Origin of the sequence: Lentzea sp. NPDC051838 (assembly GCF_040681245.1) — a bacterium.
GTDB lineage: Bacteria > Actinomycetota > Actinomycetes > Mycobacteriales > Pseudonocardiaceae > Lentzea.
On record NZ_JBFAYI010000057.1, the window covers coordinates 1 to 22549 of the forward strand.

The 22549-nt window shown below is 68.3% G+C and carries 17 protein-coding genes and 1 tRNA gene; 11 read left to right on the plus strand and 7 right to left on the minus strand.

Features of this window, described 5'->3' with window-relative positions:
• Positions 1–298 precede the first annotated feature (298 nt).
• The 5 genes from AB0M24_RS46580 to AB0M24_RS46600 all read right to left on the minus strand — a co-directional run bounded on the left by AB0M24_RS46580 (position 299) and on the right by AB0M24_RS46600 (position 5806).
• On the minus strand, positions 299–1270 hold the full coding sequence (locus AB0M24_RS46580) for a ribose-phosphate diphosphokinase (protein WP_363781484.1): 972 nt from the start codon (positions 1268–1270) through the stop codon (positions 299–301).
• Between the two features lie 14 nt (positions 1271–1284).
• Positions 1285–2751: a bifunctional UDP-N-acetylglucosamine diphosphorylase/glucosamine-1-phosphate N-acetyltransferase GlmU gene (gene glmU / locus AB0M24_RS46585; protein WP_363781456.1), complete on the minus strand. Its 1467-nt coding sequence runs from the start codon at positions 2749–2751 to the stop codon at positions 1285–1287.
• 47 nt (positions 2752–2798) lie between these two features.
• Positions 2799–4487, minus strand: coding sequence for a GGDEF domain-containing protein (locus tag AB0M24_RS46590; RefSeq protein ID WP_363781458.1), 1689 nt, complete (start codon positions 4485–4487; stop codon positions 2799–2801).
• Positions 4488–4507: 20 nt separating this feature from the next.
• Positions 4508–4578, minus strand: a tRNA-Gln gene (locus AB0M24_RS46595).
• An 88-nt stretch (positions 4579–4666) separates the two neighbouring features.
• Positions 4667–5806: an alpha/beta fold hydrolase gene (locus AB0M24_RS46600; protein ID WP_363781460.1), complete on the minus strand. Its 1140-nt coding sequence runs from the start codon at positions 5804–5806 to the stop codon at positions 4667–4669.
• A gap of 45 nt (positions 5807–5851) precedes the next feature.
• Here AB0M24_RS46600 and AB0M24_RS46605 point away from each other — a divergent pair, with 45 nt between their 5' ends.
• The 5 genes from AB0M24_RS46605 to AB0M24_RS46625 all read left to right on the plus strand — a co-directional run bounded on the left by AB0M24_RS46605 (position 5852) and on the right by AB0M24_RS46625 (position 9756).
• Positions 5852–7150: an RNA-guided endonuclease TnpB family protein gene (locus tag AB0M24_RS46605; protein WP_363781462.1), complete on the plus strand. Its 1299-nt coding sequence runs from the start codon at positions 5852–5854 to the stop codon at positions 7148–7150.
• Positions 7151–7307: 157 nt separating this feature from the next.
• Complete coding sequence (locus tag AB0M24_RS46610; RefSeq protein WP_363781464.1) at positions 7308–8249, plus strand: acyl-CoA desaturase; 942 nt, start codon at positions 7308–7310, stop codon at positions 8247–8249.
• A 34-nt stretch (positions 8250–8283) separates the two neighbouring features.
• Positions 8284–8883 (plus strand): TetR/AcrR family transcriptional regulator, encoded by a 600-nt coding sequence (locus AB0M24_RS46615; protein WP_363781486.1) that lies wholly within the window; start codon positions 8284–8286, stop codon positions 8881–8883.
• A 43-nt stretch (positions 8884–8926) separates the two neighbouring features.
• Positions 8927–9331, plus strand: coding sequence for an SRPBCC family protein (locus AB0M24_RS46620; protein WP_363781466.1), 405 nt, complete (start codon positions 8927–8929; stop codon positions 9329–9331).
• Positions 9328–9756, plus strand: a complete 429-nt coding sequence (locus AB0M24_RS46625) for a MarR family transcriptional regulator (RefSeq protein WP_363781468.1) — start codon at positions 9328–9330, stop codon at positions 9754–9756. The genes AB0M24_RS46620 and AB0M24_RS46625 overlap by 4 nt, the downstream gene beginning before the upstream one ends.
• Here the strand turns inward: AB0M24_RS46625 and AB0M24_RS46630 are convergent.
• The gene (locus tag AB0M24_RS46630; RefSeq protein WP_363781470.1) at positions 9740–10843 is read right to left on the minus strand and encodes a PQQ-dependent sugar dehydrogenase; all 1104 of its coding nucleotides are present in this window, start codon (positions 10841–10843) and stop codon (positions 9740–9742) included. The two genes, AB0M24_RS46625 and AB0M24_RS46630, sit on opposite strands and share 17 nt — an antisense overlap.
• 81 nt (positions 10844–10924) lie before the next feature.
• Between AB0M24_RS46630 and AB0M24_RS46635 the strand changes: the two genes are divergently transcribed.
• The gene (locus AB0M24_RS46635) at positions 10925–11512 is read left to right on the plus strand and encodes a flavin reductase family protein (RefSeq protein ID WP_363781472.1); all 588 of its coding nucleotides are present in this window, start codon (positions 10925–10927) and stop codon (positions 11510–11512) included.
• On the opposite strand, the gene AB0M24_RS46640 is transcribed toward AB0M24_RS46635, so the two are convergent.
• Positions 11491–12021 (minus strand): DUF4291 domain-containing protein, encoded by a 531-nt coding sequence (locus tag AB0M24_RS46640; RefSeq protein ID WP_363781474.1) that lies wholly within the window; start codon positions 12019–12021, stop codon positions 11491–11493. The two genes, AB0M24_RS46635 and AB0M24_RS46640, sit on opposite strands and share 22 nt — an antisense overlap.
• Positions 12022–12066: 45 nt before the next feature.
• Between AB0M24_RS46640 and AB0M24_RS46645 the strand changes: the two genes are divergently transcribed.
• From AB0M24_RS46645 to AB0M24_RS46665, 5 genes are all read left to right on the plus strand, one after another.
• Positions 12067–12426 (plus strand): hypothetical protein, encoded by a 360-nt coding sequence (locus AB0M24_RS46645; protein ID WP_363781476.1) that lies wholly within the window; start codon positions 12067–12069, stop codon positions 12424–12426.
• Positions 12427–12530: 104 nt separating this feature from the next.
• Entirely contained in the window at positions 12531–16085 is a 3555-nt protein-coding gene (gene mfd / locus AB0M24_RS46650) for a transcription-repair coupling factor (RefSeq protein ID WP_363781478.1), read from the plus strand.
• A gap of 14 nt (positions 16086–16099) precedes the next feature.
• On the plus strand, positions 16100–17041 hold the full coding sequence (locus AB0M24_RS46655; RefSeq protein ID WP_363781480.1) for a hypothetical protein: 942 nt from the start codon (positions 16100–16102) through the stop codon (positions 17039–17041).
• On the plus strand, positions 17041–17958 hold the full coding sequence (locus tag AB0M24_RS46660) for a MazG family protein (RefSeq protein ID WP_363781488.1): 918 nt from the start codon (positions 17041–17043) through the stop codon (positions 17956–17958). Before AB0M24_RS46655 ends, AB0M24_RS46660 begins: the two co-directional genes overlap by 1 nt.
• A 29-nt stretch (positions 17959–17987) precedes the next feature.
• Positions 17988–21158 (plus strand): PDZ domain-containing protein, encoded by a 3171-nt coding sequence (locus tag AB0M24_RS46665; RefSeq protein ID WP_363781482.1) that lies wholly within the window; start codon positions 17988–17990, stop codon positions 21156–21158.
• The last annotated feature ends 1391 nt before the right edge of the window (positions 21159–22549 follow it).

Sequence of the window (22549 nt, forward strand, 5' to 3'; positions counted from 1 at the left end):
CCCGTCACGAGTCGCGTCGGAGCGAGCCACACCGGGGAGGGGTGGGCAAGTCGACGAAAAGCGTGTCGACTTGACCTCCCCTCCCCGGCGCGGCAGACGTTCAGCCACGACTCGTGACGGGGGCCACCGGAGCGCACGTTTCAAGCAGCTCGGCTTCGCCTTCGCCAAAGATTCCTCGGCTTCGCCTTTGGGGCGCCTCGCCTTCGGCCTCGGCGTTGATGCGCTTCGCGGGAATGCCCAGGGGCCTCCCGCTGTCCTGAAATGGACTGCGGGAGGCCCCTCTGGTGGAGCTGCTGGGTCAGGCGTTGCCGTCGAACAGCGACGTGACGGAGCCGTCCTCGAAGACCTCCTGGATCACGCGCGCTAGCAGCGGAGCGATCGAGAGCACGGTCATGTTCGGGAAGCGCTTCTCCGCCGGGATCGGGAGGGTGTCGGTGAACACGACCTCGCGGGCGCCCGAGTCCTGCAGGCGCTGGGTGGCCGGGCCCGAGAGGATGCCGTGCGTGGCCGCGATGACCACGTCCGCCGCACCCTCGCCTAGCAGCTGCTTCACGGCTCCGGCGATGGTGCCGCCGGTGTCGACCATGTCGTCGATCACGATGCAGAGGCGGCCCTCGACCTTGCCGACCACGCGGTTCGAGACGACCTCGTTCGGGCGGAGGGGGTCGCGGGTCTTGTGGATGAAGGCGATCGGGGCGCCGCCCAGGGTGTCCGCCCACTTCTCGGCCAGCTTGGTGCGGCCCGAGTCGGGGGAGACGACGGTGATCTCGTGGCCCGCGTACTTGCCGCGGATGTGGTCGGCGAGAAGAGGCATCGCCCACAGGTGGTCTACCGGGCCGTCGAAGAAGCCCTGGATCTGCGCGGTGTGCAGGTCGACTGAGACCAGGCGGTCGGCACCGGCCGTCTTGAAGAGGTCGGCTACCAGGCGGGCCGAGATGGGCTCGCGGCCGCGGTGCTTCTTGTCCTGACGGCTGTACGGGTAGAACGGCATGATCACGGTGATGCGCTTGGCCGAGGCGCGCTTCAGCGCGTCGACCATGATCAGCTGTTCCATCAGCCACTGGTTGATGGGGGCTGTGTGGGACTGGATGACGAAGGCGTCGCAGCCGCGCACGGACTCCTCGAAGCGGACGAAGATCTCGCCGTTCGCGAAGTCGTAGGCCTGCTGCGGGGTCACCGTGACGTTGAGGTGCTTGCTGACCTCTTCAGTCAGTTCGGGGTAGGCGCGTCCGCCGAAGAGCATCAGGTTCTTCTTCGGCGTGCCGGGCATCTGGGGGTTCACGGTCAGCCCTCCTCTGTCTTCTCGTCATTCTGGTTGGCGAGGGCGGCTGCCGCTGCCTGAGCCGCGGCCGTTCCTTCACGTCGGCTGATGACCCAGCCTTCGAGGTTGCGCTGCGGGCCGCCGGAGACGGCCAGCGCGCCTGGTGGGACGTTGCGGCGCAGGACGGTGCCCGCGCCCGTGTAGGCGCCGTCGCCCACGGTCACCGGGGCCACGAACATGTTGTCCGAGCCGGTGCGGCAGTGGGAGCCGACGACGGTGCGGTGCTTGTTGACGCCGTCGTAGTTGACGGTGACGGAGGCGGCGCCGATGTTGCTGTGGTCGCCGATCGTCGCGTCGCCGATGTACGAGAGGTGGGGGACCTTCGAGCCCTCGCCGATCGTGGAGTTCTTGGTCTCGACGAACGTGCCGATCTTGCCCTTCACGCCCAGCGAGGTGCCGGGGCGCAGGTAGGCGAACGGGCCGACGGAGGCGTTGTCGCCGATCACCGAGTCGCTGCCGTGGGTGCGGACGACGGAAGCGCCCGAGCCGACCTTCACGCCGGACAGCGTCGTGTCCGGGCCGACGAGCGCGCCGGCGCCGATCACCGTGCCCGCGCGGAGCTGCACGTTCGGCTCGATCAGGGCGTCCTGGCCGATCTGCACGTCCGCGTCGACCCACACCGAGGCCGGGTCGACGACCGTCACGCCGGAACGCATGTGGCCCTCGACGATGCGGCGGTTCATCTCGGCACCGACGGCGGCGAGTTGCACGCGGTCGTTGATGCCCTCGACGAGCCAGCGGTCGGACGCGATCAGCGCGCCGACGCGCTTGCCGTCTCCGCGGGCGATGCCCAGCACGTCGGTCAGGTAGAGCTCGCCCTGCGCGTTGTCGGTCGACAGCCGCGACAGGCCGTCGCGCAGGACGGCGGCGTCGAACGCGTAGACACCGGAGTTGATCTCGTTGATCAGCTGCTCGGTGGCGGAGGCGTCCTTCTGCTCGACGATCCCCAGAACGGACCCGTCGGAGTCGCGCACGATCCGGCCGTATCCGGTGGGGTTCTCCACCACGGCCGTCAGCACGGTGACCGCGTTGCCCGCCGACGCGTGCTCGGCCAGCAGGGCCTTGAAGGTCTGGGTGTCGAGCAGCGGCACGTCGCCGTAGCTCACGATCACGGTGCCGCCCAGGTCGTGCGGCAGCTCGGCCAAGCCGCACGAGACGGCGTGCCCGGTGCCCTTCTGCTCGGCCTGCACCGCGACGGTGACCTTGCGGCCGAGCGTCTCGGACAGACCATCAAGATGCTCAGTGACGGCTTCACGGCCGTGGCCGACGACGACGGCCAGGTGGTCGGGATCTGTGCCGGCCGCCGCGCGCACCGCGTGTTCGACGAGTGAACGTCCGGCGATCCGGTGCAGCACCTTCGGCGTGGACGACCGCATGCGGGTGCCTTCCCCGGCGGCGAGCACGACCGTGCTGACAGGGCCCTCGAGCATCAATGCTCTCCCTAACAGGCTGGGTGGTTCGAAGTCCGCGGACCAGCCTAAGCCTCCGCGGACGGCTCCCCCGCCACGGCCGCGACCTGGCAGCCGCCCTGACGCTTCGCCACGTACATCGCCGAGTCGGCCCGGGACAGGGCCTGGTTCGCGGATTCGCGGGGGCGCAGCGAGATGACGCCGACCGACAGCGTGACGCCCCGCGAGAGGTCGATTGGCAAGCCTGCCACGGCATCCACGGCCCTGCCGAGTGCGGCTTCCGCGGCGTGCAGAGGGGCTCCGGGGAGCAACACCACGAACTCGTCACCGCCGTAGCGGGCCACCATGTCGTCGCCGCGCAGGGCCTGCCGGAGTGTGCTGGCAATCACCCGAAGAACATCATCACCCTCGGCATGTGAATGCCGGTCGTTGACGCCCTTGAAGCCGTCGAGGTCCACCAGCGCGATGGAGAACGGGTCGACCTGACCGGCGATGAGCTCGCTGATCTTGTCGTCGAGCGCCCGCCGGTTGGGCAGCCCGGTGAGGGGGTCCTGCAACGCCTGCTGCGCGATCTGGCCGTGCGCCCGCGTCAGCCGCTCGTGCTCGCGGCGGGTGGTGATCGTGGCGACGCGCGACTCCTGCATCCCCCAGAGCTGCAGCTCCAGCGCCGCGTTGTACGCCTCCAGCGCCGACATCGTGTGCGGGCCGCAGAGGTGCGCGTACTCGCGTTCCAGCGAGAGCACGAGCGACGGCTCCGACGTGTCGTGCTCCATCTGCGTGCGGGTGTCGCCGAGCACCTTCAGCGCGTCGTCCATCCGGTTCGCCTCGACGAGGCACCTGGCCAGGGCGATCGCGACGATGATCAGCTCTCGCGCGTACATCGACAGGCCGCGCAACGACCACAGCCGGTCGAGGTGCTCCTCGCTCGGGTGCGTCAGCGCGTGGGCGGCACCGAGGATCGGCACCTGGTCGGCGGCGTCGACGTCGCGCCGGCCGGGGTGCAGCGACTGCCGGAACGGCACCTCGGCGGCTTCCGCGAGCCCGGACGCCACGCTGAACTGCTCGTGCGCCGCGTCGTGCAGGTTCACCCGTTCGAGGCGCAGACCCCAGCCGATCCGCAGCCGGGCCCTGTTCACCAGATGCACGTAGATCTGGTGCGGCTGACCGCTCTCGCGCAACGCGTTGTTCGCGCCCGCGAGCACGTCGTCCGCCATCTCGTAGACGCCGAGCTGCGTCAGCACGAGCGCGATGTCCTGCAACGTCGTGGCCAGCAGCTGGTCCCACGTCCGCTTGTCGAACACCGGGTCGGCCTCTGGCTCCTCGTCGAGCATCATCGCGAGGGCCGCGGCGATCTCGGTCAGCGCCTTGTCCTCGGCGTTGCCCAGCAGGAACCGGCGTCCGCGCAACGCCCGCGCGTCCGCCTCCAGCACGATCAGGCCGTGGCGGCGGCAGTGCGAGAGCATCTCGTCGAGCTGCGGGTCGGACATGTCGACGAGGCCGGGCGTGACCAACCGGACCACGGCCGCGGCTCTGAGCAGCTGCCCGACGATGCGGGGCTCACCACGGCCCTGCGCCTCGGCGAGGATGTGGTCGATCTCCGCGGCCGCGTCGAGCTGTGCGGCGAGGTGGCTGCTCTGGGCCACGGCGACAAGTTCGCTCGCGCGGCCCACCAGCCACGCGTCGGACATCTCGTGGTGGCGGTGGCCCACGTTGCCCTGCTCGTCGACCGTTTCCTCGGGCAGCTTCGCACCTCCCAAAGACCCCTGATGTGCCCTTGCTCCGCCACCAGGATTCGAACCTGGACCATCTGAACCAAAATCAGAGGTGCTGCCTTTACACCATGGCGGAACGGGCGCGCGCGAACGCGTCCTGCGCACATGTTGTCACGAGACGTCCTCTTCTTGTCCAACCACCACTCATCCGGCTCAGCTCAAGATCACGGCTTGGCACCGATTGACCTGGTCAGGAAGTCGCCGAGCGCGTTCCGGTACGTGTCGGTCGCCACATTCCACCCCGAGGTGTGGTCCGCGCCCGGGATCTCCACGTACTGCAGCGGCCACCCGAGCCTGCTCGCCGCGGTCGCGAGGTCGCGCGACGACTGGGCGGGCACCGTGGTGTCCGCGGAACCGTGGAAGAGCAGCGTGGGCGGCTTGAGCGCGGGAGGGTTGCGGACCAGGTCGAACCGGTCGAAGTCGATGTCGGCGCGCCAGCCGGACACGAGCTCGGCGACCGGCGTGAGCCACGTCGGCACGCCCCGGTTCTCGGCCTGCAGGTTCAGCGTCTGGGTCCAGTTGGTGACGGGGGAGTCGAGCACGACGCCGTTGACCGCCGCCGCGACACTTGAACGGGCCAGCGTCTGCCCGACGATCGCGCCGCCCATCGACCAGCCGTAGAGCACGATCTTCTGCGCGCCCTGGCCCTGCGCGTACTTGATGGCGGCCTCGACGTCGCGCCACTCGGTGTCGCCGAGGTGGTAGAAGCCGTCGGGGGACGCGGGCGCGCCGACGTCGTTGCGGTAGCTGATCAGCAGAACGGGCAACCCCGCACTGTGCAGCTGAGGAACCACGCGCAACGCCTCGTCGCGCTTCGCCCCGCGCCCGTGGACGGTGATGACCCACGTGTCGTTCTTGGTCGCGGGCACGAACCACGCGGGCATGTCACCGAGCTCGGACGGCACGTTGACCTCGCTGTAGACGAGGCCGAGCGCGGTCTTCGGGTTGCCCTCGTAGACGGCGGTCTCGACGCGGACCTTGGTGCCGTCCGGCGGTGCGCTGCCCTCCAGCAACGGCCGTTCGACGCGGCCGTCCCCGCTGGTCGCGACGTCGCCGATCTTCGCGGTGCCACCGGGCCAGATGAGGCCCATCGTGCCGCGCTGCGTGGACGCGGGGGACTCGGCCAGCACCACGTTCTTGTCGTCCACGCCCAGCGCGGTGTCGGGATACTGCCCGGCCCACCTGTCGACGTCGAGCAGCTCGCCGCTGTAGTACCAGCCGATGCCGCCCAGAGCAGCCGTGACCAGCACGAGCAGGGCGAGCAGCGACGTCGCGGTGATCCGGATGATCTTGCGTCTGGCCATCTTCTGATGATGCCCTGCCGTGGTCTCGATTCCAGGCGACACAGCGTGACGGAAATCGAATCGGCGCGAGCCTCGCTCTTCAGGGTGTGGCCGGTCCCCGAGTCATCGGCCGAACGTCTGTTCGACACGGTCTCGGTTGTGCTGGCCAGGTATCGCTACCGCATTGAGCCCACTGAGGTTCAACGCGGGATGCTGGCCTGCACGTTCGGCTGTGTGCGGGTGGTGTTCAACGACGTCATCCGGTATCGGGACGCCGCCCGATCGGCAAGAGAAACGCTCTCGACGGCCGAAGTTCAGCGGCGGGTGATCACCGCCGCAAAGGACACCGAGCAGCGGGCGTGGCTGGCTGAGGTTGCGTCGGTGGCGCTGGTGCAATCCGTTCAAGACGCGCACCGCGCCTATCGCAACTACTTCGACTCGGTCAAGGGCAGGCGCCGGGGTCGCAAGGCGGGCAGGCCGAGGTTCAAGTCCCGCAAGGACAACCGGCAGTCGTTCCGGCTCACCCGCAACGGCTTCAGCTTGCGCTCTAACGGCCGCCTGTACTTGGCCAAGGTTGGAGATGTGCGAGTGCGCTGGTCGCGTCCGCTGCCGTCCGAGCCGTCGTCAGTCACGATCATCCGCGAGCCGGACGGGCACTACTACGCGTCGTTCGTGGTGCAGGTTCGTTCAGTCCCGTTGCCGCGGGTCGAGCGAGAGGCGGGGATCGATCTGGGTATTGCCCGGCTGGCCACGGTCGCCACCGCTGCAGGGGAATGCCGCGAGATCGTCAACCCGAAACACCTGGTTCGGAAGGAGCGCGCACTCGCGCGGCTGCAACGGCAGAAGGCCCGCCGAGTGAAGGGAAGCAGAAACCGGGACAAAGCCCGGCGCAGGGTTGCCGTCCATCACGGCAAGGTCCGCCGTGCACGGCGGGACTACCACCACAAGCAGGCCTTTGGCCTGGTCCGCGAGAACCAAGTGGTCTACGTGGAGGACCTGAATGTCTCGGGCATGGTGCGCAACCGTCATCTGGCACGCTCGATCCAGGATGCCGGTTGGGGTCAGTTCGTCCGGCTGCTGGACGAGAAGGCCGAACGGTTTGGCCGCACGGTGCACAGGGTCTCGAGATGGCTGCCGAGTTCGAAAACCTGCTCGGCGTGTGGGCACCGCATGGATGTCATGCCGCTGAATGTTCGGCGGTGGACGTGTCCCGCCTGTTCTGCCCGCCACGATCGCGATCGCAACGCCGCGCTCAACATCCTCGCCGCAGGACGTGCGGAGAGGCTAAACGCCTGCGGAGCCCAGGTAAGACCTCCCTCGGGGGAGGCGCAGGGTGATGAAACAGGAAGCTCTCCGCACATGTAGGGGGCACGTCAAGAAGCTGAGAACTGGCCGTGAGTTTCCGCGACTTTCCACGCGGCTCTGGCGAAGTAGGTTGACCTAACCTACGCTCGCGTAAGTTACGGTTGCGTAGGTACGTCATCCCTGAATACGCCCCTCAAATCCCCCACGAGGTATCCGTATGACTTCGACGATGGACCGGTCCACCGACCAGGGCCCGAAGCCGTTGATCGACGGGCAACGCGGTCATGCCGAGCAGGCCGGCGTGTACGTGTTCGTCATCGTTCCCTTCCTCGCTTTGCTGGCCGCCGTCCCCTTCGCCTGGGGGTGGGGCCTCGGCTGGGTCGACGTGGCGCTCTTCGTCGCCTTCTACTACCTCTCCGGCCTCGGCGTGACGATCGGCTACCACCGGTACTTCACCCACGGCTCGTTCAAGGCCAACCGCGCGCTCAAGATCGCGCTGGCGATCGCCGGCTCGATGGCGTTGCAGGGCCCGGTCATCGACTGGGTGGCTGACCACCGCCGGCACCACGCGTTCTCGGACCGCGAGGGCGACCCGCACTCGCCGTGGCTGTTCGGCACCGGCCCCGTCGCGCTGGCCAAGGGTTTCTGGCACGCCCACATGGGGTGGCTGTTCGACCGCGACAAGACCAACTACAAGCGCTTCGCCCCGGACCTGATGGCCGACAAGGACATCCTGTGGGTCGACAAGCTCTTCGTGCTGTGGACGACGATCTCGCTGGCCCTGCCCGGCGTGCTGGGCGGCCTGATCACGTGGTCCGTCTGGGGTGGCGTCACGGCGTTCTTCTGGGCCGGCCTGGTCCGCGTCGCGTTCCTGCACCACGTCACGTGGTCGGTCAACTCGATCTGCCACATGGTCGGCGACCGCCCGTTCGCGGCGCGCGACCGGTCCGCGAACGTCTGGGCGTTGGCGATCTTGAGCTTCGGCGAGTCGTGGCACAACCTGCACCACGCCGACCCGACCTCGGCACGGCACGGTGTGAAGCGCGGCCAGATCGACACGTCGGCCCGGCTGATCTGGATGTTCGAGAAGTTCGGCTGGGCGACGCACGTGCGCTGGCCGAGCGAGCAGCGCCTGGCCAGGATCAGCGTCAAGAAGTAGGACCCGTAGGCTGACTCGGGTGACCAGGGTCAGGATGACGGGCAAGGAACGCCGTGAACAGCTCCTTGACGTCTCCCGCGCCCTGTTCGCCGAGAAGGGCTTCGAGGCCACCTCCATCGAGGAGATCGCGCATCGCGCGAGCGTGTCGAAGCCCGTGGTCTACGAACACTTCGGTGGCAAGGAAGGCATTTACGCCGTCGTTGTCGACCGTGAGATGCAGCGCTTGATGGATCAGATCGTCGTGGCGCTGGACGGCGGCAGTCACCCTCGGGAGCTGCTGGAACACGCCGCCTGCGCGCTGCTCGACTACATCGAGGGCTCGACGGACGGGTTCCGCATTCTGGTGCGGGACTCGCCCGTCGCTTCGTCTTCCGGCACGTTCTCGTCGCTGCTGAACGACATCGCGTCGCAGGTCGAGCACATCCTCGGGCTGCACTTCGCCAAGCAGGGCTACGACCGCAAGCTCGCCGCGCTGTACGCGCAGGCGCTGGTCGGGATGGTCGCGCTGACCGGGCAGTGGTGGCTCGAGGCGCGCAAGCCGAAGAAGGACGAGGTCGCGGCGCACCTGGTCAACCTCGCCTGGAACGGCCTGTCGGCGATGGATCACAAGCCCAAGCTGCGCAGCCGGTCGTGAGCCGTCCGTTGTGCATTAGTAAGCGCGCATATAGTATGCGCGCATGACAAATTTCTCGTTCGAGCACAGCGTGGTGGGGCCGGCGTCCGTCGAGGCGGTCTGGGCACTGTGGAGTGACGTCGATCGTTGGGTGGAGTGGGACGAGAGCCTGGAGTCCGTGACGTTGTCCGGGCCGTTCGCCGAGGGGTCGAGCGGCACGATGACGATCAAGGGGCAGGGGGCGATCCCGTTCACGCTGACGTCGGTTTCGGAGGGCGTCGGCTTCGTGGACGAGACGTCGGTGCCCGATGCGGTGCTGCGGTTCTCGCATCGGGTGGAGCAGGTCGCCGAGGGTGTGCGCGTCACGCATTCCGTGGAGATCGAGGGCCCTGCCGCCGCGTTCCTGGGGCCCGTTGTGACGGCCGACTTGCCCGACGCGGTGGAGGCGCTGGTGAAATTGGCCTCGTGACGCGGTTCTCCGGCCCGGACGACTCACCGGGTTTCCTGTTGTGGCGGGTGACGCTCGCGTGGCAACGAGCCATGCGGGCGGCGCTGGCCCCGCACGACCTGACGCACGTGCAGTTCGTGCTGCTCGCGTCGCTGTGGTGGCTGGTGTCGCACAACGGTCCGCCGTCGCAGCAGCAGTTGGCCTCGCACGCCGGCACGGACCCGATGATGACCTCGCAGGTCCTGCGCAAGCTCGAAGATCGCGGGTTCGTCTCGCGTTCGGTTGATCCTGCGGATTCCCGGGCCCGGTTGCTGGAGTTGACCTCTGCCGGAAAAGCCCTGGTGAGCAAGGCCATGAAGGACGTCGAAGACGCGGACGTCGCCTACTTCGCGGGGCTGGGTTCCGAGCAGCAGGCGTTCATCCGCGGCCTCACACGTCTCCTGTGAGCCTCAGCAGCTTGTCGTTGGAGCCGTTCGACGTCGTGATGTAGAGCGACCCGTCCGGCGCGGTGCGGGCTGCCCTCAGCCGGCCGTACTTGTCGTTGAGCTCGTCGGGGATGCTGACGTTCTGCACCTTGCCGTCGCCGTCGAGCGTGAACAGCATCAGCTTCGAGCCCTTCAAAGCGGTGATCGCGAGCTTGCCGTTCCAGAACGCGGCCTGGCAGATCGCCTCCGTCGGCGAACCCGACGACCACACGGCTTCGACGGCGTCCGGGAACCGCTTGAGGTCGGTCATCGGCACGCTCTCGTCGTACCCGCCCTGCGTGCCGCCCTTGGACGGGTCCCAGCCGTAGTTGGCCCCGGCCTTGAGCAGGTTGACCTCGTCGTCCACGTCCGGCCCGTGCTCGCTGGAGAACACCTGGCCCCCGTCGCGAACCACGACTCCTTGCACGTTGCGGTGGCCGTAGGTGTAGATCCGGCGCTCGTTGGCGTTCGGGGATTTGATGAACGGGTTGTCCTTCGCACCCTCACCGGTCTCGGCGTCGATCCGCAGCACCTTGCCGCCGAGACTCGCCTTGTCCTGCGGGTTGCGCCCCTGCGCGATGTCACCCGTCGCCACGAACATCGTCCCGTCGGGCGCGAGCGTCGGCCGGCACCCGGAGTGCCTGCCGCTGGAGTTCGACGGCATGCCGGTGACCAGGTCTTTGGTCTTGGTCGCCCTGGCGCCGTCGAGGCGGTAGGTGGTGAGCCGGACGTCCTTGGTCGTGTTGAAGCAGACCGTGAAGCGCTGGCCATCTGGGTGGATCACCAGTCCCATCAGGCCGCCCTCGCCGCGCACCTGGATGTCGTCGAGCTTGATGTCGACGGGGGTGACCTGGCCGTTCTTCACCAGCTTCATCCGGCCAGGGCGTTCGGTGAGGAGCAGCGAGCCGTCCTTGAGGAACCCGATGTCCCAGGCGTGCTCCAAGCCTGCGGCGACTTCTTCGACCTTCAAGCCCTGTGGCGCGGGTGCCTTCGACGGCGCGTTGCCGCCCGGTTCCGGCGTGGAGCAAGCCGCGGTCACCAGCACCAACCCAGCGAGGAGTGCGCGCATGTCCTAACTATGCGTTTTGTGCCGTGGAGGTTCCGTGAGTTCGGCCGTCACCGAACTCTCCTGCTCCTAGCGTTCTGCGGCGTGAACATCCAGCCCAAGATCCTCTACTTCGGCACCCCGGTGGTGCTGCTGACCACCGAGAACTCCGACGGAACCGCGAACCTGGCACCCATGTCCTCGGCCTGGGCACTCGGCCAGGTCGTCGTCCTCGGCCTGGGCGCCGAGGGGCAGACGGCCGCGAACCTCCTGGAACGGCCGGACGTGGTGATCAACGTGCCCGGCCCCGACCTGTGGGAGGCGGTGGAACGGCTGGCGCCTCTGACCGGGCGGGATCCCGTCCCCGTGCACAAGCCCACCCACCGCTACGAGCCAGAGAAGTTCTCCGCCGCGCGCCTCACACCCCTGTGCTCAGAACGCGTCCGCCCACCACGGGTCGCGGAGTGCCGGCTGCAGTTGGAGGCACGTGCGTCGACCACCCGCCTCGACGCCGGTGGTGACTTCCTGATCGTGGAGGCACAGGTGCTGGCCGTGCACGCCGACCCCGCGATCGTCGTGCCCGGTACCGATCACATCGACCCGAGCGCCTGGAACCCGTTGATCTACAACTTCCGGCACTACTTCGGACTAGGTGCGCAGCTCGGCCACAGCTACCGCTCGGAAACCGCGTAAGGCCGCTCAACGGGCAACAACGCGCGCGCCGCCTCGTCATCGCCCGCACGCACAGCGGCATGCACCTCGCGCGCAAGGGCTGTCACGTCGGTGATGCTGACCGTCCACTCGTTGACGTACATGTCCGAGGCTTCCCGTGCGAGGCCGATCTGGATGGACCGGTGCGGCAACGGCTCGTGGCGCAGTCCGCGTTCGGGATCCCACTGCACGCGCACCGCGGGCTTGCCCTTGACCTGGGCGTTGCTCTCGACCGCCTGCGAGACCGCCCAGTCGAAGCCCTCGCGCGTGATCCGCACGGCCAGCACGTGCTCCTGGCCTTCCTTCCGCGCGTACCCGCAGCGGTACATCATCCAGAGGAACGACGGCTTGATCCACGTCATCCGCTCGGCCTTGAACGGCGGCACGAACCGCTGCGCCGCCACGGCGGGCAGCGCGATCGCGGGCGAATACGCCTGGTAGACCACTATGGACTGATCGTCGTAGTCAGCCCTGATCTCTCTGTTCTCCACGTCTTCAGGATCATCTGGTGGTCAACCGACTTGTGGATGGTGGGAATGACCTTGCCCGAGCAGGCGACCAGGACGACGGTCGCGGAGATGTGGCGGGCCGTGCTCGACGGCAGCCTCAGTCAGGACGACGCCCACACCTGGGCCGCCCGCTGGATCGAGGCGGACGACCCGCAGATCGATGACCTGATGGTGTTGTCCGCGTTGCAGCGGCTGCACGGGTTCGACCTGGTGTGGACGAACGAGGAGAAGACGACAGTCCGGCACGGCGGTTCCGCGGCCTACGTGCACTCGGCGAGCGACATCTCGCAGGCGTTCATCCAATGGCTGGACGACTGCCGCAGCCACGACACCGACCCCGCCGGATACCTCGAACGGAAGCGCGCGGCTGCTCAGCGCGACCGCTAGAAGCCACCCGATAAGGGTTCGCCACACGAGCTAAAGTGGGCTGTGAGACCCCTCGTCCCAGGCAGGGGTCTGTCTGGCGTCTCCCACTCGACGGGGTTTCTCACATGCCGCTGCTCGGCCTGCTCGATGGTGTCCTGCCCGACAAAGCCCTCCGCTCGTTGATCGACTCCGCCGGCGTGCCCGAGCTGGAGCTGGACGGTCCGCTGGCCGCCCGCCCGCTGGTGGCCGCCGCCCTGTCCACCGCACGGCCGGTGCTCGCGGTCACCGCCACCGGACGCGAAGCCGAAGAGCTGACCAGCGTTCTCAAGGACCTGATCGGCGCGGACAAGGTCGCGTTCTTCCCCAGCTGGGAGACGTTGCCGCACGAACGCCTGTCGCCGCGCGCGGACACGGTCGGTGCGCGGCTGCAGGTCCTGCGCCGGCTCAAGCACCCCGAGGGCAACCCGGTCCGGGTCCTCGTCACGACCGTTCGCAGCCTCATCCAGCCGATGGCGCCGGACCTGGGCGAGCTCACTCCGGTGCACCTCAAGGTCGGCGAGGAGCAGGACTTCGCCGAGCTGGTCACGCGGCTGGCCGAGAACGCCTACACGCGCGTCGACATGGTCGAGAAGCGCGGCGAGTACGCGACCCGAGGCGGCATCCTCGACATCTTCCCGCCGACCGCGGAGCACCCGTTCCGCGTCGAGTTCTGGGGCGACGAGGTCAGCGAGATCCGGCCGTTCTCCGTGCAGGACCAGCGGTCGCTGCCCACCGAGATCACCGAGTTCGTCGCGCCGCCGTGCCGTGAGCTGCTGCTGACCGAGGACGTCAAGGAACGCGCTCGCGACCTCGCCGAGGAGCACCAGTCGGACGCCCACCTCGCCGAGATGCTGGAGAAGATCTCCAACGGCATCGCGGTCGAGGGCATGGAGGCGCTCATCCCCGCGCTGTGCCCCGGTGAGCTGCAGCTGCTCACGGACGTCGTGGAACCCGGCACCCACGTCCTGCTCAACGACCCGGAGAAGATCCGCGCGCGAGCGGCCGACCTGGTGCGGACCGGGCAGGAGTTCCTCGAAGCCTCCTGGATGGCCGCGGCCGCCGGTGGCAAGGCGCCGATCGATCTCGGCCGCAGCGCCTACCAGAGCCTCGGCGAGATTTCCGAGCACGCCAAGGCGAACGACCGTCCGTGGTGGACGCTCAGCCAGCTCACCACCGACGCGCCGGACGTCGTGCACCTCGACGTGAAGCCGGTCGAGGCCTACCAGGGCGATGTCGAGCGTGCCTTCGCGGACCTCAAGGCGCACACGGCGACGGGCGGCGCGGCGGTGCTCGTCGTGCCCGGTGCCGGTACCGCTCAGCGTGCCGTGGAACGCATGAAGGACGCCGAGATCGCGGCCGTCCACCTCGAATCCCTCGACGCGGCACCGAAAGCGCAGACCGTCACGGTCGTGCGCGGTGCGCTCGAGGACGGCTTCATCCTGCCGGACCTCGCGCTGGTGGTGCTGACCGAGACCGACCTCACCGGCGGTCGCGGCGGTACGTCCACAAAGGACATGCGCAAGATGCCCTCCAAGAGGCGCAACGCGGTCGATCCGCTGGCGCTCAAGGCGGGCGACTTCGTGGTGCACGAGCAGCACGGCATCGGCAAGTACGTGGAGATGGTCCAGCGCACGGTCGCCGGGGCCACCCGCGAGTACCTGGTGCTGGAGTACGCGTCGTCCAAGCGCGGCCAGCCGGGGGACAGGCTGTTCGTGCCGACCGACCAGCTCGACGAGGTCAGCCGGTACGTCGGCGGCGAGCTGCCGTCGTTGAACAAGCTCGGCGGCAGCGACTGGAAGAACACGAAGTCCAAGGCGCGCAAGGCGGTCAAGCAGATCGCGGCCGAGCTCGTGCAGCTCTACGCGGCACGTCAGAGCGCCCCCGGCCACGCGTTCGCGAGTGACACCCCGTGGCAGCGCGAGCTGGAGGACGCGTTCGCGTTCACCGAGACGCAGGACCAGATGGCCGCGATCGACGAGGTCAAGGCCGACATGGAACGCGGCGTGCCGATGGACCGCGTCATCTGCGGTGACGTCGGCTACGGCAAGACGGAGATTGCGGTTCGCGCGGCGTTCAAGGCCGTGCAGGACGGCAAGCAGGTCGCCGTGCTGGTGCCGACGACGCTGCTGGCCCAGCAGCACCTCAACACGTTCGGCGAGCGCATGCGCCAGTTCCCGGTGAACGTCAAGGGGCTCAGCCGGTTCACCGACGCGCAGGAGTCCGAGCAGACCATCGCCGGGCTCGCGGACGGCGAGGTCGACATCGTGATCGGCACGCACCGGCTGCTGCAGAAGACCGTGCGGTACAAGGACCTCGGCCTCGTGATCGTCGACGAGGAACAGCGCTTCGGTGTAGAGCACAAGGAACACATCAAGGCGCTGCGCACGCACGTCGACGTGCTGACGATGTCCGCGACGCCGATCCCGCGCACGCTGGAGATGTCGCTCGCCGGCATCCGCGAGATGTCGACGATCCTGACCCCGCCGGAGGAACGGCACCCGATCCTCACCTACGTCGGCGCGTACGACGACAAGCAGGTCGGCGCGGCGATCCGGCGCGAGCTGCTGCGCGACGGCCAGGTCTTCTTCGTGCACAACAGGGTGTCGTCGATCGAGAAGGCCGCGCGCCGCATCCGCGACCTGGTACCGGAAGCGCGGGTCGTCACCGCGCACGGCCAGATGAACGAGGATCGCCTGGAGAAGATCATCCAGGGCTTCTGGGAGCGCGAGTTCGACGTCCTCGTCTGCACCACGATCGTCGAGACCGGCCTCGACATCTCCAACGCCAACACGTTGATCGTCGAACGAGGCGACCTGCTGGGTCTGGCTCAGCTGCACCAGCTGCGCGGACGCGTCGGCCGTGGTCGTGAACGGGGTTACGCGTACTTCCTGTACCCGGCCGAGACGCCGCTGACGGAGACCGCGCACGACAGGCTCGCCACGATCGCGCAGAACACCGAGCTGGGCGCGGGCATGGCCGTCGCGATGAAGGACCTGGAGATCCGCGGCGCCGGCAACATCCTCGGCGCCGAGCAGTCCGGTCACATCGCGGGCGTCGGCTTCGACCTGTACGTGCGGCTCGTCGGCGAGGCCGTCGAGGCGTTCCGCAAGCACGCGGGTGCCGATGGGGGCGTCGAGGAGGAAGAGCTCGCCGAGGTCCGGGTCGACCTCCCGGTCGACGCGCACATCCCGCACGAGTACGTGCCGGGCGAGCGGCTGCGGCTGGAGGCCTACCGCAAGATCGCGGCCGCCTCCGACGAACCGGCGTTGCAGGCCGTCTGGGAAGAGCTCAAGGACCGCTACGGCACGCCGCCGGAGCCGGTGGAGCGCCTGCTCAGCGTTGCCCGCCTGCGCCACACCTGCCGCCGCCACGGCGTCACCGAGGTGATCGCGATGGGCCAGAACGTGCGGTTCGCGAAGCTCGAACTGCTCGACTCGCAGCTGGTCAGGATGCGCCGGTTGTTCCCGAAGGCCGTCTACAAGCAGGCCATGGGCACGGTGACGGTGCCTAGGCCGACGGAGGGAGCGGCAGGCGGCCGGATGGGTGCACCTCAGCTGCGTGATCAGGAGCTGCTGGACTGGTGCGGTGCGTTCCTCGACTCACTGGCGGGGACTCCCGTGACCCCGGTCACCACGGCGTGAGAAGGTAGATCCTCGTGAGCACTGTTCTGAAGCGTTTCTCGCTGGTCGGTGTTGCCGTGGCGCTCCTCGCCACCGGATGCGGCACCGGACCCGCCAAGGCCGGTTCGGCCGCGATCGTCGGTGGTCAGGCGATCGAGCTGAAGACCGTCCAGGACCGCACCACCACGGTGCTCAAGAAGGAGCCTGCCGCCCAGCAGATGCAGGACCAGGGCAAGCTCGGTGACGTGTCGCGGTTCGTGCTGGGCGACGAGATCCGGCACAAGATGATCGAGCACGCCGCTCAGCGCGAGAACATCACGGTCGACGAGACCAAGGTGTACGACGCGATCCAGGAGCGCGGCGGGCCCGAGGCCGCGTCGCAGCAGAGCGAGCAGGACGCCAGCACGATCCACCGCTACATCCGCGACCTGCTGGTCGCCTCCGAGCTGGCGCGCCGGAACATCACGACGCTCGAGGTCACGATCGACTTCTTCCAGACCAAGAGCATCACCGAGGCGAAGGAGAAGGCCGCCGAGGTCGCCGCCGACGCCGCGAAGATGGACGAGTTCATCCAGGGTGCCGGCCGCAACACCAGCGGTGCCCAGCAGTCCGCGAAGAACCAGAAGGTGCGCGTCTCCGAGACGCCGTCGCTGGTCACCTCCCCGCTGTGGGCCGCGAAGCCCGGCACGGTCGTCGCGTTCCAGCTGGGCGAGCAGGAGGCCACCTCGATCGTCGCGCTGGTCAGGGACCGTCGTTCGGTCGCGCCGACGCCGGGCGAGGACAACATCGTCGACAGCGTCGACCCGCAGCTGCTCGCCACCTTCGGTCAGCGGATCGCCCAGTACCTCGCGGCGGACCTGTCGATCGAGATCAACCCGCGGTACGGCGTGTGGGACCCGGTGAAGAACGCCATGTCGCCGAACAAGGGCGAGCTGGGCGGCTACTTCGGCCCGACCACGACCAAGAACAAGTCTTGATCACCGTCGTCCTTCTGAGCGAGCGGCTCGACGCCGTACTGCCTGCTGCCGCTCTGCCCGCGTTGCGCAACGCCAAGGCCGTCTACGCGGGCGAGGGCGTGGCCTTGGAGTTCTGGTCCACGCTCGGTGTTGATGGTGTGGCGCCGGCCGTGCTCGAGGACGGCTCGGTGGTGATCACGACCGACGCGTCCGCGTATCCGGACGCTCACGTGATCACGACGCCGGAACCGATGGGGGCCGCGTTGCTCGACGCGGCCGCCGTGATGCACCGGCTCCGTTCCCCTGGTGGTTGCCCGTGGGATGCGGAGCAGGACCACCTCTCGTTGCGCCAGTACCTGCTCGAGGAGACTTTCGAGCTGCTGGAGGCGATCGAGGACGGCGACCGCGCGGCGATGCGCGAGGAGCTCGGTGACGTGCTCCTGCAGGTGCTGTTCCACTCGCGCGTCGCCGCCGAGGATCCCGCTGATCCGTTCGACATCGATGCCGTCGCGTCCGAACTGGTGGCGAAGCTCGTCGGACGTCACCCGCACGTCTTCGAAGGCCACGACCCGGCGGTGCACGACGCGACGTCGCAGCAGCACCGGTGGGAAGAGCTGAAGCAGGTCGAGAAGCGGCGTGAGTCCAGTGTGGACGGTGTCGCGCTGGGGCAGCCGGCGGTGGCGTTGGCCGCGAAGTTGGTGCAGCGCACCAAACGTGCCGGCTTCCCCGTCGACCTGCTGCCGGAGGGTGACGACACGGGCACGACGTTGTTCGCCGTGACCGCGCTGTCGAAGCTCGCCGGTGAGGACCCGGAGACAGAGCTTCGCCAGATCTGTCGCCGTTTTGCCGCGAACGTTCGGTTGGCCGAGGCAAAGGCCAGGGCCGAAGGTCTGGATTCGCTTACGGCAGAGGACTGGCGGAGGTTTTGGCCCTCCTGAAACGGTGAACGTGGGCTAACGTCGATCACGTGACTTACCTGCGGTATCCGCACCTGCGCGGTGACTTGGTGACGTTCGTGGCCGAGGACGACGTGTGGCTCGCGCCCGTCGGTGGAGGAAGGGCCTGGCGCGCGTCCGCTGATCAGGTTCCTGCCCGCACACCCCGGTTCTCGCCCGACGGCACGCAGTTGGCCTGGGCCAGTTGGATCGACGGTGCGCCGGAAGTCCGGGTGGCCCCTGTGGACGGTGGCCCTGCCCGCCGGTTGACGCACTGGGGAGTGACCCGCACGGCGGTGTCCGGGTGGACGCCGGACGGGCGAGTGCTCGCCGTGTCGACCACCGGGCAGATGTCCCGTCACCGCAAGCAGGCGCACGCCGTTCCGCTGGACGGCGGACCGTCCGAAGTGCTGCCCTACGGGTGGGTCAACGACGTCTCGTTCGGTCCGGACGGGCAGGTCGTCACGTCGTCGAGCTACATGCAGGAACCGGCGAACTGGAAGCGGTATCGCGGTGGCACGGCGGCCAAACTGTGGGTGGACCTGGCCGGCTCGGGTGACTTCTCGCGGATTCTCGGTGATCTGAAGTCGTCGCTGGCGAACCCGATGTGGGTCGACGGGCGCATCGTGTTCCTGTCCGACCACGAGGGCGTCGGCAGCGTGTACTCGGTGCAGCCGGACGGAACCGACCTGCGGCGGCATTCCTCCGGGGAGTTCTACGCGCGCAACGCTTCCACCGACGGTTCGCGGGTGATCTTCCACCAGGCAGGCGAGCTGTGGCTGCTGGAAGGCCTGTCGGACCTGCGCAAGCTCGACATCAAGCTCGGCGGGCCGCGCACCGGCCTGCAACCGCACCACGTCAAGGCTTCCGGCAACGTCGAGTCGTTCAGCGTCGACCACACGGGTCGTGCGTCCGCCGTCGAGGTTCGCGGTTCCGTGCACTGGGTGACGCATCGCGATGGTCCCGTGCGCGCGTTGTCGGACCGTTCGGACGTGCGCGCGCGGCTGCCGAAGGTGCTCGGCGAGACCGATCACGTGGTGTGGGTGACGGACGTCGAGGGCGAAGAGGCTCTGGAGATCGCGCCCGTTGGTGGCGTTGAGCCCGGGAACACCGCGCGTCGCGTCGCCTCCGGTGCGTTGGGGCGCGTGATGTCGCTGTCGGCCGCGCCCGATGGTTCGCGCGTTGCTGTTGCGACGCACGACGGCCGGTTGTTGTTGGTGGACATCGCTTCCGGTGAGGTTCGCGAGGTCGTTTCCGGTGCCAACGCGCACATCACGAACCTCGCGTTCTCGCCCGACTCCGCCTGGCTCGCGTGGTCGCATCCAGGGCCGACTCCGTTGCGGCACATCAAGATGGTGAACACCTCTGATCTGTCCGTTGTGGACGTGACGCCGCTGCGCTTCGCCGACTTCGCACCCTCGTTCACGGAGGACGGGAAGTACCTGGCGTTCCTGTCGATCCGCACGTTCGACCCGGTGTACGACGCGCATGTGTTCGACCTGTCGTTCCCCACGGGCTGCCGGCCGCACCTCGTGCCGTTGGCCGCCACCACGCCGTCGCCGTTCGACCCGATGCACGGTGGGCGTCCGGTGGGCGACGAGGACAAGGACTCCGACGACGAGGACGAGAAGACGTCGGTCACGCGGGTCGACGTCGAAGGCCTCGCCGATCGCGTTGTGCCGGTGCCCGTGGCCGTTGCGGAGTACGTCTCGCTGAAGGCTGCCCGGGGTGGGCTGCTGTGGTTGCGGCGGCCGTTGCTCGGGGTGCTGGGCGACAACCTGGCCACGCCTGACTCCCGTCCGCCGCGGACGGTGCTGGAGCGGTTCGACTTCGGCAAGCGCAAGACCGAGGTGCTGGCGGACAGCGCGGAAGCGTTTGCGGTGTCCGGTGACGGCAAGCGGATGGTGATCGAGGACCGCGGTGACCTGCGGGTCGTGCCGTCCGACAGCAAGGCCGACGACGACTCCGCCGACTACGTCGAGATCGATCTGTCTCGCGTGCGGGTCGTGGTCGACCCCGCGCTGGAGTGGGCGCAGATGTACGCCGAGAACGGGCGGCTCATGCGCGACCACTTCTGGCGCACCGACATGGGCGGCGTCGACTGGCAGGGCGAGCTCGACCGCTACCGGCCGCTGGTGGCCGAGGTGGGCAGCCACGACGACCTGGTCGACCTGTTGTGGGAGGTGCAGGGCGAGCTCGGCACCTCGCACGCGTACGTCTGGGGTTCGGCGCCGCACGTGCCCGCGTCGCGCCGCCAGGGCCTGCTCGGTGCGGATCTTGCTCTCGTGGACGGCTCGTGGGTCGTCTCGCGCGTGATCCCCGGCGAGACGTCCGACCCGCACGCCCGCTCGCCGTTGGCTGCTCCTGGGGTGGCTGTGCGCTCTGGGGACGCAATCGTGGCCGTTGACGGGCGTCCGGTCGGGTTGGCCGGGCCTGGGGCGTTGTTGGTGGGGACCGCGGGCAAGCCCGTGGAGCTGACCGTGCGGCCCGGTGGTGGTGGAGAGCTGCGACGGGTCGTGGTGGTCCCTCTGGCTGATGAGGAGCCGCTGCGCTACCACTCGTGGGTGGCTGACCGGCGCGGGTTCACGCATCAGCTCTCCGGTGGCCGCGTGGGCTACCTGCACGTGCCGGACATGATGGGCGCCGGATGGGCTCAGCTGCACCGCGACCTGCGGGTGGAGCTGGCGCGCGAGGCTCTCGTGTTGGACGTTCGCGAGAACGGCGGCGGCCACACCTCCCAGTTGGTGATCGAGAAGCTCGGCCGGAAGGTCATCGGCTGGTCGGTGGCGCGCGGGTACACGGCCTCCGAGTCGTACCCGCAGGACGCGCCGCGCGGACCGGTCGTCGCGGTGGCCGACGAGTTCGCCGGGTCGGACGGCGACATCGTCAACGTGGCCATCAAGGAGCTGGGGATCGGCCCTGTCGTCGGTGTCCGGACGTGGGGCGGTGTCATCGGCATCGACATGCTCTACACGCTGGTAGACGGCACCATGGTCACCCAACCGAGGTACGCGTCCTGGTTCAAGGGCCACGGGTGGGCGGTGGAGAACTACGGTGTCGACCCGGACATCGAGGTGGTCATGACGCCCTCGGACCGAGTTTCCGGGCGTGACCCGCAGCTGGAGAAGGCCGTTTCGTTGGCCCTGGAAAGCCTTTCATCTTCGCCCGCTGCTCACGCTCCGGAGTTGCCGCCACTGGCCTGAACACCCCATCGTGTGACTAAAGAACTGTGACGCACTGTTCCATGTGGACGATCAACCAAGTGGAACAGTCGTCACCGTTCGGGGGTGTGCTGGAGATGAGTCACCGAGAAGAGCCGCGCAGTGGCCGTGGATGCTTCGGGGCCGTCGTTGTTGTGCCGTTCCTGGCGCTGGGCGGCATGTTCGCGTTGATCGCGCTGACGGGGTCGCCGTCCGAGGCACCGCTGGCCGCGCCGCCGCCGGCTCGGCCCACGTCGCAGTGGTGGACCGAGCCCTTTGCCGCTGATCCTTCTGTGTCCACGGTTACTGAGACCGTGGTGATGGAGGGGGCGGCTCGGGAGGTTCGGGCTGCTCGGATGGCTACGCAGACTCGGGTTGCGGTTTCTACGGTTACTGAGACTGTGCGGTCTACTGGTGTTTTGAAGCCTCCGGCTGCTGGGCGGAATGAGCCGCCTGCTGGGCCTGGGGAGGTCGAGCCCACCGAGACGCTGCCGTCTACTTCGGACAGTCCGGTTCCGCCTGTGGTCACGTCGTCGGCTTCTGCTTTGCCTCCTGCGCCTCCGGTTTTGGAGCCTCCGGCTTCGTCCGCGCCTTCTGAGCCTGGGCCTGTTACCGGGACTCCTACGCCTCCTTCTGCTCCTCGGTCTGAGGAGCCGGCCCCGCCGTCTACTGCTCCGGTTTCTCCTGTGCCGCCTTGTGATCGGTCGTTGCCTGGGCCTTCTTTGCCTGGGGAGCCGGCTTCGCCGGGTGAGGTTTCTGTTGGGGTTTCGGTGGAGTTGCCGCTGCCTTCCCCTGCTGAGGAATCGTCCACGTCCTCCGCGCCCTTGGCAGGGGTCTGATAGAGGGGGTTGAGGGGTTTCCTTCCGCCTGACCCCTCAGCCCCCTTCTGACTTCTTGAACGCGCAAAGCCCTTAGAACGCACAGATTGTGTGTGCAGTGCGGGGTTGGGTGTTGCCCCTGTGTGCCGGTCGTCTGCCCCGACCTTTGACCGGTGCCTGTGTCCCCTGGGTCGCCCGGCCTGCGGGGCAGCGGTTGTTGCCGCTGCCCCGTTTCTGCGTTGCCGCCGTTGCCGCCGTTGCCGCCGTTCCGGCGGGCGCTCCGGTTGCCGTCGCCGTCTCCCGGTTTCGTTGGCGGCTGGCGGTTTCGTGTTCGTAGGTGGTGCTGTTGCGGGCGTCCCGTTCCGGTTGCTTTCTGGGAGCTCTGCCCCAGACCCGCCAATCTGATCAAAGACCCACCAGCGCCGTGGGTGGGTTGATGGCACGCCTGTTGCTTTGGGCGGCTTGCTGTTGCGTACGTGGGTGCGTTGGTGGGGTGGGTCCCGTCACGAGTCGCGTCCGAGCGAGCCACACCCGAGGAGGGGTGTCAACTCGACGAAAAGCGTGTCGAGTTGACAC

What these genes read in the sequence shown, in the direction of transcription:
- AB0M24_RS46620 (WP_363781466.1), top strand. Translation starts at nt 8,927, where the DNA reads ATGACAAATTTCTCGTTCGAGCACAGCGTGGTGGGGCCGGCGTCCGTC.
- glmU (WP_363781456.1), bottom strand. Translation starts at nt 2,751, where the DNA reads ATGCTCGAGGGCCCTGTCAGCACGGTCGTGCTCGCCGCCGGGGAAGGC.
- AB0M24_RS46615 (WP_363781486.1), top strand. Translation starts at nt 8,284, where the DNA reads ATGACGGGCAAGGAACGCCGTGAACAGCTCCTTGACGTCTCCCGCGCC.
- AB0M24_RS46645 (WP_363781476.1), top strand. Translation starts at nt 12,067, where the DNA reads ATGACCTTGCCCGAGCAGGCGACCAGGACGACGGTCGCGGAGATGTGG.
- AB0M24_RS46630 (WP_363781470.1), bottom strand. Translation starts at nt 10,843, where the DNA reads ATGCGCGCACTCCTCGCTGGGTTGGTGCTGGTGACCGCGGCTTGCTCC.
- AB0M24_RS46600 (WP_363781460.1), bottom strand. Translation starts at nt 5,806, where the DNA reads ATGGCCAGACGCAAGATCATCCGGATCACCGCGACGTCGCTGCTCGCC.
- AB0M24_RS46580 (WP_363781484.1), bottom strand. Translation starts at nt 1,270, where the DNA reads ATGCCCGGCACGCCGAAGAAGAACCTGATGCTCTTCGGCGGACGCGCC.
- AB0M24_RS46610 (WP_363781464.1), top strand. Translation starts at nt 7,308, where the DNA reads ATGACTTCGACGATGGACCGGTCCACCGACCAGGGCCCGAAGCCGTTG.
- mfd (WP_363781478.1), top strand. Translation starts at nt 12,531, where the DNA reads ATGCCGCTGCTCGGCCTGCTCGATGGTGTCCTGCCCGACAAAGCCCTC.